13 protein-coding genes and 1 pseudogene are annotated in these 16,973 nt (G+C 50.5%); 5 read left to right on the forward strand and 9 right to left on the reverse strand.

Annotation, left to right across the window (positions count from 1 at the left end):
- Positions 1–380 precede the first annotated feature (380 nt).
- The gene (locus ACMXD4_RS08405) at positions 381–2,825 is read left to right on the forward strand and encodes a TonB-dependent siderophore receptor (RefSeq protein ID WP_415880471.1); all 2,445 of its coding nucleotides are present in this window, start codon (positions 381–383) and stop codon (positions 2,823–2,825) included.
- 1,133 nt (positions 2,826–3,958) lie between these two features.
- Here the strand turns inward: ACMXD4_RS08405 and ACMXD4_RS08410 are convergent.
- The 4 genes from ACMXD4_RS08410 to ACMXD4_RS08425 form a co-directional block, all read right to left on the reverse strand.
- Positions 3,959–4,300, reverse strand: a complete 342-nt coding sequence (locus tag ACMXD4_RS08410) for a DUF5615 family PIN-like protein (RefSeq protein ID WP_415880472.1) — start codon at positions 4,298–4,300, stop codon at positions 3,959–3,961.
- Complete coding sequence (locus tag ACMXD4_RS08415) at positions 4,297–4,518, reverse strand: DUF433 domain-containing protein (RefSeq protein WP_415880473.1); 222 nt, start codon at positions 4,516–4,518, stop codon at positions 4,297–4,299. The genes ACMXD4_RS08410 and ACMXD4_RS08415 overlap by 4 nt, the downstream gene beginning before the upstream one ends.
- Before the next feature lie 154 nt (positions 4,519–4,672).
- On the reverse strand, positions 4,673–6,094 hold the full coding sequence (locus tag ACMXD4_RS08420) for an Nramp family divalent metal transporter (protein ID WP_415880474.1): 1,422 nt from the start codon (positions 6,092–6,094) through the stop codon (positions 4,673–4,675).
- 119 nt (positions 6,095–6,213) lie between these two features.
- Positions 6,214–7,176, reverse strand: a complete 963-nt coding sequence (locus tag ACMXD4_RS08425; protein ID WP_415880475.1) for a helix-turn-helix domain-containing protein — start codon at positions 7,174–7,176, stop codon at positions 6,214–6,216.
- A 320-nt stretch (positions 7,177–7,496) separates the two neighbouring features.
- On the opposite strand from ACMXD4_RS08425, the gene ACMXD4_RS08430 reads away from it, so the two are divergent.
- Entirely contained in the window at positions 7,497–7,955 is a 459-nt protein-coding gene (locus tag ACMXD4_RS08430) for a hypothetical protein (RefSeq protein ID WP_033155287.1), read from the forward strand.
- 12 nt (positions 7,956–7,967) lie between these two features.
- Entirely contained in the window at positions 7,968–8,528 is a 561-nt protein-coding gene (locus tag ACMXD4_RS08435; protein WP_415880476.1) for a hypothetical protein, read from the forward strand.
- 98 nt (positions 8,529–8,626) lie between these two features.
- On the opposite strand, the gene ACMXD4_RS08440 is transcribed toward ACMXD4_RS08435, so the two are convergent.
- The gene (locus tag ACMXD4_RS08440; protein WP_101055306.1) at positions 8,627–8,833 is read right to left on the reverse strand and encodes a DUF1289 domain-containing protein; all 207 of its coding nucleotides are present in this window, start codon (positions 8,831–8,833) and stop codon (positions 8,627–8,629) included.
- A 420-nt stretch (positions 8,834–9,253) separates the two neighbouring features.
- Here ACMXD4_RS08440 and ACMXD4_RS08445 point away from each other — a divergent pair, with 420 nt between their 5' ends.
- A complete protein-coding gene (locus tag ACMXD4_RS08445; RefSeq protein ID WP_415880477.1) occupies positions 9,254–11,653 on the forward strand; it encodes a TonB-dependent receptor domain-containing protein in 2,400 nt (799 codons plus the stop codon).
- Positions 11,654–11,953: 300 nt separating this feature from the next.
- On the opposite strand, the gene ACMXD4_RS08450 is transcribed toward ACMXD4_RS08445, so the two are convergent.
- Complete coding sequence (locus tag ACMXD4_RS08450) at positions 11,954–13,087, reverse strand: HNH endonuclease (RefSeq protein WP_415880478.1); 1,134 nt, start codon at positions 13,085–13,087, stop codon at positions 11,954–11,956.
- A gap of 117 nt (positions 13,088–13,204) precedes the next feature.
- Here ACMXD4_RS08450 and ACMXD4_RS08455 point away from each other — a divergent pair, with 117 nt between their 5' ends.
- Positions 13,205–14,302: an IS5 family transposase gene (locus ACMXD4_RS08455; protein ID WP_415878136.1), complete on the forward strand. Its 1,098-nt coding sequence runs from the start codon at positions 13,205–13,207 to the stop codon at positions 14,300–14,302.
- Positions 14,303–14,504: 202 nt separating this feature from the next.
- On the opposite strand, the pseudogene ACMXD4_RS08460 reads toward ACMXD4_RS08455, so the two are convergent.
- The 3 genes and pseudogenes from ACMXD4_RS08460 to mtnA all read right to left on the reverse strand — a co-directional run.
- A pseudogene (locus ACMXD4_RS08460) lies at positions 14,505–15,019 on the reverse strand (REP-associated tyrosine transposase); the annotation flags it as partial.
- A gap of 90 nt (positions 15,020–15,109) precedes the next feature.
- A complete protein-coding gene (gene cysZ / locus ACMXD4_RS08465) occupies positions 15,110–15,853 on the reverse strand; it encodes a sulfate transporter CysZ (RefSeq protein WP_415880479.1) in 744 nt (247 codons plus the stop codon).
- Positions 15,847–16,884 (reverse strand): S-methyl-5-thioribose-1-phosphate isomerase, encoded by a 1,038-nt coding sequence (gene mtnA / locus ACMXD4_RS08470; protein WP_319961986.1) that lies wholly within the window; start codon positions 16,882–16,884, stop codon positions 15,847–15,849. Before mtnA ends, cysZ begins: the two co-directional genes overlap by 7 nt.
- Positions 16,885–16,973: the final 89 nt, after the last annotated feature.

Genomic DNA, 16,973 nt, shown 5'->3' on the forward strand with positions numbered 1-16,973 from the left:
GATGCAGGAGCTAGAGCAACGCATGGAGCAGTTGCCGAGAGCGCAGTGAAACCCATCATCAAGAGTTTATTACCGCCTCAAATCATTTTCCAAGTCCACCACGACACCCCAATTAACAGGGAACAAGCCGCATTTTTTCCGGTTTCGATACGGCGCGTGGAAACGGGCTTGGTTAGCGATGGGTTTCGCTACGCTCTACCCATCCTACGCAACCGAGGCAAACACTGGCCTGCATTTACACCCTCTCGCAATTCGCCCTTGCCGATTTCTCCCGATGAAAAAAATCCATGACCGCCCGATGTGGGTTTTCAAAAAGTTTCCGTCTTAACTAACACCAGCCCAATTGCTGCCGTGTAATCAGACCGAAACCAGGAGAATCCATGTCCAACGCAAAGCATTGCAAACCCGTCTCAGCCGGCAAAGTCCGGCGCCATGCAGCCAAAGCCGCCTTGCTCGCAGCATTGATCTCGCAAACCGCCCTCGGCGATGCCGCCGGCAAACACCATTTCGACATCCCCGCCCAATCGCTGAACCAGGCCTTGCTGATGTTCGGCAGGCAAAGCCAGCAGCAACTGATGTACGGCACCGACATTGCCGACCATCTGCGCAGCCGCGCCTTACAAGGCGATTACACGGCCGATGAAGCGATCAGGATAATATTGGGTGACGCGCCGCTACAGGCCGTGACGACCGGCGAAGGGGCTATCACCTTGCAGCCGCGAGCGGCGGAACTGCACAACAATCTAGGGCCGCAGACCATGCCGGCGGTGCAGGTGGTGGGGAAGGCGGTTTATGATGCAACGGATCCTTATAACCCGGATTACCGCCTGCCTAACGCTTCCACCGCAACTAAGACTGATACACCGATTATGGAAACACCGATTTCCATTCAAGTGATTCCTAAAGCTGTCATACATGATCAACAAGCCGTGCAACTGGGTGATGCCGTAAAAAACGTCAGTGGTGTATTTCAGGGGTTTAGTTTTGGTGGATTTTCTGAAACATTCTTTATTCGTGGTTTTGATGCGCGTAATACTAATTACATAGATGGTTTGAGGTGGCCAGTCAGTAGAATACCGTTGGCAAATGCAGAACGAATTGAAGTGGTAAAAGGAGCTGCTGCGAATCTTTACGGACGCATAGAGCCCGGTGGCATGATTAATGTTGTTACCAAAAGACCCCAAGCAACGCCCTATTATTCATTAGAACAACGGTTTGGTTCATATGACTTGTTCCAGACGCTGGCGGATGCTACCGGCTCAATCAATGGAGACGGGTCGTTAATGTATCGAATAAATTTTGAATATTTAGACAAAAACTCATTTCGCGATTTTGCTTTTACAGATCGAAAGTTTGTAGCCCCTTCTTTAACTTGGAAAATCAGTGATCGCACCCAACTTGATCTGGATTTTATTTATTCAAATGAAAAATCATTGGAAGATCACGGCGTTGTTGCTAGCACTGTAACTCGTAGGCCAGTCAATATTCCCATTTCGCGCTTCTTGGGTGAACCTTCGATAGATAGGGGTAAAAACGAACTTTATAGTACTGTAGTGACGTTAAATCACGAGTTTTCTGACAATTGGAAGATTAACGCCAAGTTTAACTACAGAAATCGCAGCGCCCTCGATATTCAACATGCTGCCCCAGGCTTTTTAAACCCTGACCCTGTTGATCTGAATAGAGTGCTATGTTGTGGTTATGATACCGAAGATGTATTGGGTGGTACTGTCAATGTTTCCGGTAAGTTTTCAACTGGTGATATTGAACATAATGTATTGGTTGGATGGGATTATTGGGGATCCAATAGCAATGTTGATGGTTGGTTTTTAGGCACCGCCACTTTTGGCGGACCAGTCAATCCTATTAATATATTTAATCCGCAATATGGTCAGTCTGGGGTGAATCTGTCAACCCAGGCAAAAAATAGCTTTATTGATTCAAAGAATCATTGGAACGGAGTTTATTTTCAGGATCAAATCACACTATTTGAAAAACTCCATATCCTTGGCGGAGGTCGGTATGACTGGGCCAACGCCGGAAGTGGTTTTTCATCAGTTTCTCGCACTGATGCATCGTCAAGCTTCTCCGATATAGAGAATCAAAAATTTAGCCCAAGGGTCGGGCTACTATATAGACCCTGGGAGTGGTTATCAGTTTACGGAAATTTTGTCGAATCGCTAGGTGCCGCGAATAGAGGTATTGGCATCAATGGAAATAGTCTTACTCCAGAAACGGCTGAACAATTTGAAGCGGGATTTAAAACTGAGTTTTTCGATAATCGTTTGATCTCCAGTGTTTCGTATTTTCATTTGACTAAGCAAAACGTAAGTGTTCCGATTGCAGGAACGCAATTTTCGGAGACGATTGGTGAAGCTCGTAGTCAAGGTATCGAGGTTGATGTTTCAGGGCAGGTTACAAACGGTTTAAAGCTAATTGCCTCTTACGCTTACACTGATGCAGTCATTTTGAAAGGGGAAAATGCAGGAAATCGCTTATGGAATGTGCCCAGAAATGCGGGTAGTTTTTGGGCAAAATATGATCTTCAAGAGCATGGAATCAGAGGTTTAAGCGTTGGCGCGGGTGTATTTTTTCAAGACCAACGAGAAGGTGACAGCGCAAACAGTTTTGAGTTGCCTGGCTATGGACGTATAGACGCGATGTTAAAGTACCAGTTACCCTATACCAAAGCTAAAACCACTCTGCAATTTAATGTCGAGAATTTATTGGATCACCGGTATTACGTTGCAACGGATAACAGTAATACTTTTATTACTCCCGGCGCACCACGTACATTTATGGGTTCAATTAAATTAGAGTTTTAGCCCGCGGTAGCCGGTAGGCGTTCCGCCGTATGTTGATCATGACTCACAGAGATGTGAGGAATGCAGAGATTGCAGGAGCAAATGTCTGTTTATCCCCCCAGCCCTGTTTATAGCAATCAATTGAGTCCAATTTCGGTACGGTTGGGCTGTGTAGGGCCTAGTTTCTGCCCGGAGACATGGACTTCAAACCTTATAGCCTGGCGTGAATGGTGTTTTGCCATTCGCAAACGCTTCGTCGGCTAGGGCACAAACCAAAATGCCTTGTCCGCAAGGCTTTTAGCTTGATTCGCAAGGCTAAGGTGGCCCGCTCGCAAGCGTAAAAGCCTCGCGAGGATAGCAAAACACCGCGCGCGCAAGCTTAGTTGCCTTGAACGTAAGGCTTTTAGCTTGATTCGCGAGACTATGGTGGCCCGCTCGCAAGCTTAAATGCCTGGCGAGGATAGCGTAAAGCTTTGTGCGCGAGTCACAATACCTTACGCACAAGGCTAAAAGCCATAACGCTACACCAATGTGCATCGGCGATTAGATCACGATGGGTAAATCCCTGGCGCCATGAATGACGCGAACTATCTGCACCCCATCGGTTACCGCGTACGTTGGGCTTGCGTTGGGGCGACCGCGTATGTTGGGTTTGCGTAGGTTGGGGTGAGGCACGAACCCCAACATTGATGGCCTTTAAATTCGCGATGACTTCATTGTTGCATTGCCGATGGTTTGCTGGTGGTTTTACGGTTGTCGTGTTGGGGTTCCTGTCGTCACCCCAACCTACGCTCTGGCATGAATGGTTTTTTGTTACTCTCGAAAGCTTCGTTAGCTTGGGCGCAAACCAAAATGCCTTGACCGCAAGGCTTTTAGCTTGATTCGCAAGGATATGGTGGCTCGAACCCAAGCTTAAATGCCTGGCGAGGATAGCAAATAACCGCGTGCGCAAGCTTAGTTGCCTTGAGCGAATAGCCAATAATCTCGTGCAAAAGGCTGACTGCTTGATTCCCAAGGCTTTGAGCTCGACTCGCAAGGTCGATCGGCTAGGCGCTCAAACTAAAAAGCCTTGTACGCGGGCTAAAAAGCAATAGTGATAGGGCTCGGAGGTTTGTCAGAATTGGTGATTGCGAAACCAGTTAATCCGATCAGCGTTATTTTTGATCAGTAATTTCAATAATGGCCTCGCCTGAGGCCAATAAGCTTTGTGCTTGCGGAAATACCTGCGAAAAAAGTTGCTGTAATCGTTGGTTGGTAACGTTACCGCAAGTGACCCAAAGCAGTTGTGGGGGCGTGCCAAAACGCAAAACCAGTTCCACAAAATCACTGTCTTTGCTAATCAGCACAATATTGGGTTGTTGCGCATGTCGAAAAATCATTTCATCCTCGGCGTCGCGCAGATTCAAGTCACGCAAGGCAATAGCTTCAACTTTAAAAGTCCAGCTCAGCCAATCCGCTAATTGCGGTGGTAGCTGCGCATCAATCCAATAAATCACGCCGCCAGCCGTTCAAAATTGACACGCTTGGCGGCGTACAATAAACAAGCCTGAATATCTTGATGCTCTAGGTCAGGAAAATCCTGCAAAAGCTCTTCATTGCTCACACCCTCGCCTAACATCTGCAAAATATCGCTGACGCGGATACGCATACCCCGGATACACGGTTTACCACCGCACTGTAACGGGTTGAACGTAATTCTATTGGCTAGATCCATACGCTGATTCCTCGAAATTTTGGATGGTGCAAATGTCACCAAACCATCAACAGATTCCATTTTAGCAAAATCCCTTTGCGTCTCCGACGAATTTGCTCCACGGTTTTGCGCTGTTGCGAAGCCGTTAGGATGCTTGACCCTAATCGAACAGGTGTCAAAGTTTAAGCGTGGCTTTTAAATACAGTGCAGCCAGTATTAAATACACCACAAAGCTCAAACCCAACAGCCAAGGCTTGCCTTTAGGCTTGGCCCATGCCGGCAAATGTGGCGGCAGCATTTTGTGGTTGATCAGATACAACGCCACCGGAAACATGATGGTACCGCCGAAGCCGATGATCGCGCTGGTTAAAATCAGCGGGCCGGGGGCGTCGAGTTGCATGGTCAGCGAGGTGATGACCGTCAACAAGCCCAAAAAAATGTAATACCAGCGCCGGGCCGGCAGACGGCGGCTTTTCGGAAACAAGGTCAAAATAATATCGGTCTGGATACGGCTGACCGCGTCGGCGGTGGCCAGCCAGGTGTCGGTTAAAAACGCGGCCGCCACCACCAAAAATAGTAAGCGGCCAATCTCGCCCCAACTCACCGCAAAAAACTGGCTTTGCACCACCGCCAGTTCGTATTCCTGCGGCAGCAAACCTTTTGGGAACAACAGCGCATAAGCCAGCAGGCAGGTCATCAGCGTGGTAAGTAGATTGCCGACAATCCCGACCAATATGTCAGCGCTTAAAAAGCGCCGCCAGGTCAACCAGTTTTTTGCGCTTTCCGCTTCGTCAGCCGGCAGAAAACCGTCGCTTAATACCGCTTCTTCCGCACCTCCCAAGCCGGTGATGCGGCCCACCAGGCCGGCCATGCCGGCGCCTTTGTCGCGTAACCAGTAGGAATAAAACAAAATCCAGAAGCCACCGAGGCCGGCGAAGGTGATGGCCGTTAATAATTTGCTGGCATCGCCGCTATCCCAAGGGCGCGGCATTTCGCCAACCGGGCCGAGCAGGCCCAGGCTAAATTCCGGCAGTGCCTTTAACACATCGCTTTGCAAGCATGCGGATAACAGCCCGACCACGGTGACCACCGCGACCAGTTTCATGAAGCGTTCTATCAGCGTATAAACCACGCCGCTGGCGAGAATAGCGGAAACGAACACCGCAATCGAGGTGTAGCCCCAAAACAGGCTTTGCCCCCGTTGCGTCCAGCCTTCCGGCCAGTGCGTCAATTCCGCCATCGCCGTGCCGCCGGCCGAAGCAAACGCACCGAACCACAAGAACGACACGGTCATCAGCAGCCACAGAAAGATCCCAAAGCCGCGATGCAAACGAATAAATCCGTGGAAAATGCTTTCGCCGGTCAGCATCGTGTAACGGCCAATTTCCAGGTTCAACGGATATTGCAGCAAACAGGCCGGGACCAGCAGCCATAAAAAAGTCAGGCCGTATTTGGCAATCATGTAAGGCCACCAGATCAACTCGCCGCTGCCTTGCGCTAGCGCCATCCACACCACGCCGGGCCCAAGCGCCGCCCACCAACCGGGGAAGGCTGGGACACTTTGGCGGGGGAGGGATTGCAAGTCGGTATTGTTCATGGTTTGCAAAAATGAAAGCTTTGTTGGAAAAGCCGCCATTTCCGCAAATTTGCTTGGATTTGGCAAATCCTGTTAACAACAGGATGTGTTACTGGTGGAAATGGGAAAACCAGGGGTTTTCAGCGTTTCTTGGAAATTTGTTTGGGTGAGACGCCAAAATGTTTACTAAAAGCCAAGCTGAAGTTGCTGGTGTGCCTGTAACCCACCATCTCTGCCACCAAGCTGACGGGTTGCCGAGTCGACGCCAATGCGCGATAAGCATGCTGCATTCTGATCTCGGTCACTACGCCATAAGGAGAGTTATTAAAATAATGTTGGAACAGATTTTTTAACTTGAACGGGGAGATGCCTAGCGTTTTTGCCAGCTGTTCCAGCGACGGTGGGTCTTGGTAATGCAGTTCGAGGATCTCGCGAGCCTGGTCCGCCATGCGCCGGCTGGCTTCATCGAATCTGGAATAGCCATATTTTTCAGGCCGGCAGAGTTCGCTTAGTTCGTTAGCCAGTATCGTCATGACATGGCCGTTTAAGGTTAGCGGTGCTAAAGGGGCGCTGAGGTCACATCCCAGTAATTGCCGGGCAGAAATCATGCTTTGAGTATGGCTTGGCCGGCTGCTTAACAGTTGCAAGGCATTGTTCCGGAAGAAAAATGCCGATTCATTTTCGCCCAAATAACGGTCCATCCAGCGCTTGCCGATTGAAAAACGCAGTTGCTTTATAGGCTGATTTGCTTGGTACCGGCGTTCGCCGTGACTGCTGTCGAAACTGGTAATCGTGGTATGGCCTGCGCTGAATGTCAGCTCGTGCTTGTCGCTGTCGATGAAGCGGGTGTGACCGGTTATCCCAAGCGTTACTACCAGGCGTGGTTCGCCGAAATCGATTTTGCTGGTGATCGCCAGATCGTGCAGGGGGTGATAGGTCGTTTCTATGTAACTCAGGGACGGATCGAGCTGAAAAATTAGCGATCTGCCCTCGCCAAGCTGAGAAGGTAAGGATTGACGCCAGCAATGTTGTTGCTGACCGGGTTGCATAGATAATTCGTCACTGTGCAGCCTTTTGTATCCTGCCTTTTTTCTGTCGGTCATGTCGTGAAATGTCCTTGGCCTGGAAAATTTGCCCACCTCTTTTGGGCATACGACTTACTTTTACAATAATTTGTGACATAACACTAATTTTTAGCATAAATCGGTTTGAATCGGTCTGTTTTACCGGACGAATTGGATGCGTGTTTTCTCTTATCTTGTTGTTTTATATGTTTTACTAAATCGGTGGCATAGGGATTGATAGGTAGTTTTGGGTTGCTTCCCTACTTAAGCCTCAGATTGCGCGGAATCGCAATCAGCAGGAATGATTAGGGGTAATTCGCCAATCACAAAATAACTATCAAGATTTTCGAGAGGACACGATGAAAAACTTTAAATATCTACTGCTCGCTGCCACGTTGGGGCTGTCCAGCCAAGTTCAAGCCGCACCAGGTTGTAGCGCCGCTAATTTGAACGGCAGCTATGTGCTGTATCAAAACAGTGTAGCGCTGGCTAATCTGCATACCGGACGGTGTGAAATTACGGTTCTTAACGGCGTCGTCGGCGGTTCATGCGCATTCACTACCACGCAAAGCGGAATTATTACCCCTGGTTTCGCCGGCCCGGTCAGCGGTACCGCCACCATGAACACCGATTGCTCGGCCGTGGCACAATTAGATTTTTCGCCGGCGCCGAACGTCACCGTGCAATCATTCTTTGATTTGCAATTTACCCCAGACAAACAATCGTTTATCGGGCAATGGACCAATAATTTCGGCTTATTGGGCACCTCCTCCGGCACCCGTTTCTCGCCGTTCCTGCCCTCCACACCCGCACAATAAGGCCTGCTGATTATGACAACTAAATCTATAAAGCTTGCCTTGGCGGTTGCGGCCGCGTTATTGGCGCCCGGCGCTAACGCGGCCGTTTACAATTTTGTGCAAACCGGTTTTGACGACGGGGCGACCATTTCCGGTAGTTTTACCGTGAATGACGCCAATCACTCCGGGCAAATTAACGTGGGAAGCGCCAATTTCGGGATGAATTTCAATGAAATCTCGGCGTTTTCTTTGTCGTTCTCGGGTAACTCTATCGTCGCTGCGTTTACTCATAACCTGGCTGATTTGTCGGCGATGGTCTACAACCTCGACAGCCCGTATCTCGGCGACGAGATTAACGGCGCGCAACAAGAACTGATCGCCACCAATTACTTTGGCACCACTGGCTTTGATTATTACAGCGGCATGGGCTTTGGCGGTTTCGGCGGCGCGGTATTCGATAAAGCCAACAATGCAACATCTTACAGCTACGAATTGGTGTCGGTAACGCCAGCCGCCGTGCCGGTTCCTGGCGCAGTTTGGTTGTTTGGATCGGTGCTGACCGGGTTTATCGGTATGAAGCAGCGCAAAGCTTGATAGCCGGTTGCAAGGCTTGGTTAGCAAAAACGCCCGCTAAGGGCGTTTTTTTTACTGATCGCTTTTTGTTGAAGTGAGGCGCAATCAATTCGTAACGGTCAGGCGGTTTTTTGCAGCTTTTTCAAAATGCTTTTGCTGATCCGTTCCACAAAGTCTTCGGGATTTTCGTAGTCATGCTCCCGGATAAACTCCACGACCGATGACACCAATTTTTTGGTGTCGGTGATTTCCTGGTGCGATCTGCCGCAACCGCCGCAGTGGGTGCCTTCGGATGTGCATTGGTCGATACAAGGTTGGTATTTCATAGAGTGTTCTCAAAGGTTAATGGCTAAATGGTGATTATTGTAAGTGGCGGCAGTGAGTTACCGCAAAACTTAACGCTAACATCGGGTCTTTCGATTCTGATGTTTGGCAAATTGCTGCTTACGTTGTTTTGATTACTGTGGTCATGGCGGCATAAGTTATTGAAATTTATCAAATATTAAGTTAAATAACATAGTTCAATAACTTGAATTAAATAATTCTAATATTACAATATAGTTCGCTTTAATTTGTTATAGCTAATTGACCGCTTCAGGCTTCCGGCTGTAGTCAATCATAAAAACTGTTTCGACATTTCACAGAATTCCAGCTTTTTTGACGGTTTCAAGGGTGGAAAGGTCTTGATGATCCTGGTTGAGAGCAATAGCAAATTGACGTTATTTTTGACTTTCGAAAGGCGAATTATGAAAAAAATCTGCACAGACAATCAACAAAAGGTCCGGCACGTCCCCTCGTCAGTAACAACAGGTCTCGGCTTATTGGGTTTGTTGGCGACTGGCATGCTGCCTCTCGGCTTTAGCTCGGCGGTTAGCGCCGATGACACAATCGAAAACTCCCTGGTTGATGAAGTGGTACTGGAAAAAGTCATCGTCACCGACAAGTTTCCCGGGGTAAAGGCCTTAAACGCTTCAGACATGGAAGCGGATATTCTCACCAGCAAGCGCGCGGCGGTTAGCGATACCGCCAAATTACTGGAAGACACGCCGGGGGTGAGTTTATACGGTGCCGGCGGTGTGTCCAGTTTGCCGGTGATCCACGGTTTGAACGACGACCGGGTGAAAATCGACATCAACGGTATGACGCTGACCTCGGCTTGCGCCAACCACATGAATCCGCCGCTGTCGTATATCGACCGCAGCAATATCGGCAAGATCACCATCTTGACCGGCGTAACGCCGGTGAGCTTGGGCGGCGACAGCATCGGCGGAACGATTTCCGTGCAAACCCCCGATCCGGTGTTTGCCGAGCCGGGCAAGGATATTTTGCTGGACGGTAGCGTATCCTCGTTTTACCGCAGCAACGGCGACGCCTTTGGCGGCAGCATCGCCGCCGGCGTGGCGACGCAAAACGTGCGGCTGGACTATACCGGCTCGCATACCGAGAGCATGAACTACAACGACGGCAACGGCCAGATCGTCAAATCCACCGCTTACGAAAACCAAAACCATTCTGCGGCCTTGTCGTTCAAAACCGATAACCATTTGGTCGTGATTCGTGGCGGTCAGCAGCATATTCCGTTCCAGGGCTTTCCCAATCAGCGGATGGACTTGACCAACAACGACAGCATCTTCGGCAATATCATGCACAAAGGCAGTTTCGATTGGGGTTCGCTGGAGAGCAAATTCTATTTCGAAAGCACCCAGCACAGCATGGATATTGGCGAGGACAAACACAGCCAGTTTCTGGATGGCACCGCCAGCGGCGGCACCTTTGCGCCGCCCAACGATCAGATGCCGATGGAAACCCGTGGTCGTAACCTGGGGTATAAAATCCAAGCGGAAATTCCCTTCAACAAACGCGACACTTTCCGCATCGGCAACGAATATCACAGCAACAAAATCAACGATTACTGGCCGGCGGTCCACACCAATACCAGCATTGCCGCCAATAACACCGACGCCCGCAGCGCCTATTGGATGATGGCGCCGGAAGCCTATCTGAACATCAACAACGGCGAACGCGACCGGGTGGGATTTTTTGGCGAGTGGGAAGCCAATTGGGACGCCAAATGGCGCAGCTTGTTGGGTCTACGTTATGATCACACCACCACCAATACCGGTGAGGTTCAACCCTACAACCCCGATTTGATCAACACCGGCGCGGCTCGTACGGTGGATAGAGCCGGGGCGATTACCGCGTTAAATGCCGCCAATGCTTTCAACGCCCGCGACCGCGAGCGTAGCAACGACACCTTTGATGTGACCGCTCTGGTGCAATTCACCCCCAACGACATGAGCCAATACGAATTGGGCTATGCCCGGAAAAATCGCGCGCCTAATTTATACGAGCGCTATGTCTGGGGCGCGCGCAATATGGATATGGCGATGATCGGCTGGCATGGCGATGGCAACGGCTACGTCGGCAATATGGATTTAACCGAGGAAACCGCGCACACCGTCAGCTTGACCGCCGCATTCCACGAACCGAAAAACAATCTGTGGGAACTGAATGTCACGCCGTATTTTACCTACGTGAACAACTTTATCGATGCCGACCGCTGCGTCAGTGCTTCCAATGCGGCGGCTAGCGGTTGCAAAGCCACACCGCAAACCGCCACCAACAGCTTCGTCTATCTGCAATATGCCAATCACGACGCCCGGCTGTGGGGGATGGATGTATCCGGCCGGACGCGGATTTACAAAGACCCAAACGTCGGTGAGTTTGCCGCACATACCACGATGAGTTACGTGCGCGGCGAGCGCATGGATGGCGGTAATCTGTATCACATGATGCCGTTCAATATGAAGTTGAGTTTGGATCACCGTTTGAGCAGCTGGCAAAGCGCGATAGAAATGCAATTTGTCGACGGTAAAGACGATGTACAGGCCATCCGCAACGAAACCGAGACGGCGGCGTATATTTTGTTAAACGCCCGTACCGGCTACGAATGGGGCAAAGTGCGTTTTGATGTGGGTCTGGATAACGTGCTGGACAAGCAGTATTACCATCCTTTGGCAGGTGCCTATCTGGGCGACCGCTACGGCATGAATCCAACCGCTGCCGCTAATGTCACCGTGCCTTGGGGCAGAAACATCGCCGGCATGGGCCGCTCGGCGTTTGTGGGCTTGACGATCAAGTTCTGATACCGGGTGTGAGAATCAGTGAAACTTGATTGATTGAATGAAGCCATTTGATTGTTGTGTCACGACCCAGGTGGGTTTTGACACAATGATTGGAAAATCGCGGGCTTTTAGCCTTAATCGGAGTTCATCTTTGCGGCGTGCATGGTGCTTTTGTGAGTTTGGGGTGGGGCAAGTCTCGGCCAATTTTCGACCTTCGCTGTTGACTTCTGAATGCCCGGTTTGTGTCTAAATTGCTTGTTTAACACCTAGCTAAGGGGCGCGGAGCGCGCCCCTTTGAGCCAATTGTTAGCGCATTTGTACTCACATCGATAGCCTAAATCGCTCAATAGTCTGCCCGATTACTTTCTCAGGTTCACCGCCGACCGACTTTGCCAAAAGCATTGCCTTGATATCTTCATCATTCAAAACCAGTATCATTTTTTTGTTAGCCATCCATTGTTCTCTTATGGTTAGGTCGGCACTTTTATTTGCGCCTGCTCTTGTAACAATAATGGCGAACATGCCGGCACCATGAGTTTTAAGGTAATTTGCAATCTGTAATACTTGATTCTTAGAGATTGCCCCTTTGTAGTTCTTTGCATCTACAACAATATAATCAGCCGAATATTTAATTCTTAGAAAATTCCAAAATCCTTGATCAGAGTAGTTTGGAAGTATCCAGTCGCGACGATTAATTTTATCTTGGTCTGCAGATTCTGAAATGGGAGCTTCAAGTGGCGGACAAAATAAATGCTCTAAAATTTGACCAACAAGCTTTTGATAGTCTGACCAGTAATCTTTACCTGGCTGACATGTCTTTAACTTTTCTATAAATTCTTCCTCCGTAGTCTTTTTGGAAGACGGAGTCATTGAGGACAGGAGCATTTGAAATATGGGATGCCTAGTACTCCTGATTTCGTTTTGGAAACGTATTGCCAATTCATGTGCATCCCAATGAACAATTCGATGGGAGCTAAGTGCGGCCTTTTGTTCTTCAGACAAAAGGCCAGGAAAGGCAAGAACGTAGTAGTCGAAGGATGTTACCTCCTTATAGGCTTTGATTTGATTTATGGCCTGATGAAGTCTAGCTGGGGTAAATGCTGATGCATTTTTGCACTCAATCAGCCAACTTTTTCCATCTTGAGATTTTGCTGTAATATCCGCCCGAAATGGTTTTTCACGCGATAGCCTCTCCTCCATGCGAATATCATGAAATGCATTAGAGTTGTCCAGTATTCTCGAAAGGTAATGATTAAACTCAATTTCAGTAAATTGACGGTTTGCGATAGTTCGATTGCAGTTTGGACATAACAAAGTGAGATTACTTTCATCATCCGTGCCACCAGAAGACAAAGGGACAATGTAGTGGATCTCGAGAGGAACGCCAGTAGCTCCGCATGCTCGGCATTCACCATCAAACTTTTTACTTAGTCTATCTTTGCGATTATTTGGCATATGAATTTAATTTAGCGCTAACTAGCAGGCTGGTGAAAAACTCGAAAAGCCAAGTAAGCTAAGGCATAGATGAGGGGCCAACTGTTAAAATAGGCTACCTAAATTTGGAGCCTTTCAATGCGCGGACACGATGCCATTCAAAACAGCTGGTTCAGCTATGTTAGCCTGGAAGACCGTATTCCCAAACAGCATCCGTTGCGTCGTTTACGGCTACTGGTTGATGGCGTATTGGCCTCTATGGATGCCGTCTTTGCCGAGCGTTACTCGCACACAGGCCGTCCCTCGATTGCCCCTGAAAAACTGCTGCGCGCCTTGCTGTTACAAGTCCTGTATACGGTCCGTAGCGAGCGTCAGTTGATGGAACAACTGGACTACAACCTGTTGTTTCGCTGGTTTGTCGGTCTGGGCATCGACGACGCCGTGTGGGAACGCACAGTGTTCAGTGCCAACCGCGAACGTCTGTTGTCTGAAGCCCTGAGTCGCGAATTTTTTGAGCGGGTACTGGCCATAGCCGAATGGCAAAATCTGGTGTCCGACGAACACTTCAGCGTCGACGGTAGCCTCATTGAAGCCTGGGCCTCGCACAAAAGCTTCGTCAAAAAAGATGGTAGTGGTCCCGATAAACCCGCCGGCCGCAATCCCGAGATCGACTTCAGTGGCGAAAAGCGCAGCAACGCCACCCATCAAAGTACAACCGATCCCGAAGCCCGGCTTTACAAGAAAGGCGAATACACCGAGGCCAAACTGCGTTACATCACCCATGCCTTGTCCGAGAATCGCAACGGCCTGATTGTCGATGTCGAAACCACACAAGCCACCGGCACCGCCGAAATCGAAGCCGCGCAAAAAATGATCAAACGCCGCGTGCCCCAAGGTGGCAGCGTCGGTGCCGACAAAGGCTATGACCAACCGGCGTTCGTCAACGGACTCGAGTCCCGTGATATCAAAGCCCATGTGGCCCGCAAAAAGATTGGCAGTGCCGTCGACGGCCGCACCGCGCGCGGCAAAGGTTACGCCCAAAGTCTCAAGCGCCGCAAAATCGTCGAAGAAGCCTTTGGCTGGGTCAAAACGGTCGGCGGCCTGCGCAAAACCCGTCACATCGGCTTAGCCAAAGTCGCGGGTCAGGCCTTGTTTTGCTTTGCCGCCTACAACCTGACGCGCATGCTCAACCTATTGGTGTTCACGCCGAAACCGGCGTGGAGTGCACCCGCCTAGGGTGAAGTTCGCCTGAAAACCGTCCACAGACGGCTTCAGGCGAATAAAAAGCCCTTGAAACCGGGGCAAAACGCTTGAAACTCGATGTCATGACCGATTTCAACTCGAAAAAATCACGAACATCGTGGGTAAGGGGAAATATCGGCGGGTTTTTCACCAGCCTGTTAATGCGTGGTTCGCCCACCTCGAACGGTGCCAAATCTAACCCCGCCCAATTTAATGGATAAACATCCATCTTGACCAAGCGGTGAAAACTTGAATACGGCCAATCTTTAACCGTTGTCGCCCAACCATGCTTGACCGGATTATGATGAATATAATCCATATGTGCCGCATAGTCGGCGTCATCGATAATGGTATGCTCCCAAAAACGGCGTTGCCATATGCCTCGCTCGTGGCGCTTTATTCTGGTTGCTGAACGATATTCGGTTTTTGGGATTGCTTTCGAAAAGGCTTTTTTTATTGCTCGCCATCGGTTGGAATATAGAGCGTCACCTGCCGGTAATGTCCAAATCGCATGCATATGATCAGGCAAAACCACCCAGGCATCGATATACCTATAGGGCACAAGTAAAATGGCTGCTTTTCCCGAACCGTTCGCACAGCTTCCCGCAACGCTGCAATATGTTCGATCAACAGCGTCGATTTGCGTTCGAGCAGGTTAACGGTGAAAAAATAGGTGCCACCAGGAATGCGATTGCGTCGATAGTTTGGCATGAAAAGAGTCTAACCGATTTGGCGGATGACCCTACGCTTATCCGCCCTACATACTATCCCGGTTTAGGCCGGGGTAGTTGGTGGCCGAGATTAGGCCGATTGCGGCTCGGAAGATTGCGTTTCGGCTAAACGGTACACATAAATCGTCGCGCCTATCACCGCCGCCTGGCCCATCAACAAATTGACGATAGGCAAGGTCAGCCCCAGGCCGGTCAGGCCGCCGAAGCTTAAAACCCCCCAACGGGTCTGCTGCATGAATTGTTTTTGTTCTGGAAATGGTAGGCCGCGTTCTTCCAGCGGGTAGGCTAAAAATTCCATCGCGATACCCCACGCGGCAAACACCGCCCAGATAAACGGTGCGATCAAATTGACCACCGGGATCAAAAATAGCAGCAGCAAGGGTAATACCCGCAGTAACAAATAGCCTACCCGGCGCACTTCACCAAAAAACACCTTATCCCAAGGCAGATCGGCTTTGACGACGCTGCCGCCGCTGATCAATTGCAGCGTCTTCGCCGCTAACTGGCTGTAATACGGCGCGGCGATCAAATTGGCGAACAGCGTAAAGGTGAAGAAGCCGATCACTAAAAAGCTGACAAAAAACAGCGGCCATAAAATCCAATTCAGCCAGGACAGCCAGTCCGGGATAAAGGAGTGAATCAAGGCCGACACCGAATGGTAGCCCAGCACGAAGGCGCCGGTATACAACACCATATTGATGAACAAGGGTATCAACAGGTATTTGCGCAGTTCGGGGTGGGTGAGCATTTTCACGCCCTGCCACAAGCAGTTCAGCGCAAAGACAGGGTTATTGCCGCGCGGTATATTTAACATGGTGCCAAACTCCTTACCCCGTGCAGACCGGGATCGATAACCACGCCGCGTTCGGTGACGATGGCGCTAATCAGGGCGGCCGGGGTGACGTCGAATACCGGGTTCCAGGCGTTCACCAGAGAGCCGTCCTCTACGTAACAATCAGCCAATAATTCTTTGGGATTGCGTTGTTCGATTTCGATACTGTCGCCGTTCTCCATGCTGAAATCGAAGGTGGAGGAGGGTGCAGCTACCATCATTTTCACCCCGTGCTGTTTTGCCAACACCGCCAGCGAATAGGTGCCGATCTTGTTAGCCACGTCGCCGTTGGCGGCGATGCGGTCGGCGCCCACGATGATCCAATCGATTTTGCCGGATTTCATCAGCCAGGCCGCCGCCGAATCGGCGATCAGCGTGGCCGGAATACCGTCCTGCGCCAATTCCCAAACCGTCAAACGCGCGCCTTGCAGCCAGGGCCGGGTTTCGTCGGCGTAGACGTTGTGCAATTGACCGCGCTTGTGCAAGCTGCGGATCACGCCCAGTGCGGTGCCGTAACCGCCGGTGGCCAGCGCGCCGGCGTTGCAATGCGTCAATACCGCTTTAGCATTGCCGATGACATCCGCGCCGCGTTCGCCCATGGCGTGATTGGCGGCGATGTCATCGGCGTGAATTTGCTCGGCCAACTGGCTCAGCGCCGCGATCGGTTCCGCCGGATTTTCCGCTAACAAGCCGCGCATTTTATCCAGCGCCCAGAACAGGTTTACCGCCGTCGGCCGGGAGGCGGCGAGTTGTTGAATGTCTTCGGCAACGGCAGCTTGCCAATCGGCCTGCGGATAATGCTGCATCGCCGATAGCACGACGCCGTAGGCGGCAGCGATGCCTATGGCCGGGGCGCCGCGCACCCGCATTGAGGCAATGGCCTCGGTAACGCCGGCGGCATCGTTGTATTCGTCGTAGGTGATGGTTTCCGGCAGCAAGCGCTGGTCCAGCACTTTCAGGCTGTGTCCGCTCCATTGCAAGGCTTGTACGGAAAGTTTTTGCGTTGTAGTCATGATGATTTCGTCTAAATCTATATTTGAGGAGGTTATGAAATGCCCGGCAACTGCTCTTTTCCCTATGCGCTTGAGGTAAAAGCGCGGCC

This window comes from Methylomonas sp. TEB, assembly GCF_047777895.1.
Taxonomy (GTDB): domain Bacteria; phylum Pseudomonadota; class Gammaproteobacteria; order Methylococcales; family Methylomonadaceae; genus Methylomonas.

Excerpts from the sequence above, each read along its gene's own strand:
- cysZ (WP_415880479.1), bottom strand. The coding sequence starts at position 15,853 with ATGTTAAATATACCGCGCGGCAATAACCCTGTCTTTGCGCTGAACTGC.
- ACMXD4_RS08415 (WP_415880473.1), bottom strand. The coding sequence starts at position 4,518 with ATGGATCTAGCCAATAGAATTACGTTCAACCCGTTACAGTGCGGTGGT.
- ACMXD4_RS08420 (WP_415880474.1), bottom strand. The coding sequence starts at position 6,094 with ATGAACAATACCGACTTGCAATCCCTCCCCCGCCAAAGTGTCCCAGCC.
- ACMXD4_RS08405 (WP_415880471.1), top strand. The coding sequence starts at position 381 with ATGTCCAACGCAAAGCATTGCAAACCCGTCTCAGCCGGCAAAGTCCGG.
- ACMXD4_RS08440 (WP_101055306.1), bottom strand. The coding sequence starts at position 8,833 with ATGAAATACCAACCTTGTATCGACCAATGCACATCCGAAGGCACCCAC.
- ACMXD4_RS08425 (WP_415880475.1), bottom strand. The coding sequence starts at position 7,176 with ATGACCGACAGAAAAAAGGCAGGATACAAAAGGCTGCACAGTGACGAA.
- ACMXD4_RS08445 (WP_415880477.1), top strand. The coding sequence starts at position 9,254 with ATGAAAAAAATCTGCACAGACAATCAACAAAAGGTCCGGCACGTCCCC.
- mtnA (WP_319961986.1), bottom strand. The coding sequence starts at position 16,884 with ATGACTACAACGCAAAAACTTTCCGTACAAGCCTTGCAATGGAGCGGA.
- ACMXD4_RS08455 (WP_415878136.1), top strand. The coding sequence starts at position 13,205 with ATGCGCGGACACGATGCCATTCAAAACAGCTGGTTCAGCTATGTTAGC.
- ACMXD4_RS08435 (WP_415880476.1), top strand. The coding sequence starts at position 7,968 with ATGACAACTAAATCTATAAAGCTTGCCTTGGCGGTTGCGGCCGCGTTA.
- ACMXD4_RS08430 (WP_033155287.1), top strand. The coding sequence starts at position 7,497 with ATGAAAAACTTTAAATATCTACTGCTCGCTGCCACGTTGGGGCTGTCC.
- ACMXD4_RS08450 (WP_415880478.1), bottom strand. The coding sequence starts at position 13,087 with ATGCCAAATAATCGCAAAGATAGACTAAGTAAAAAGTTTGATGGTGAA.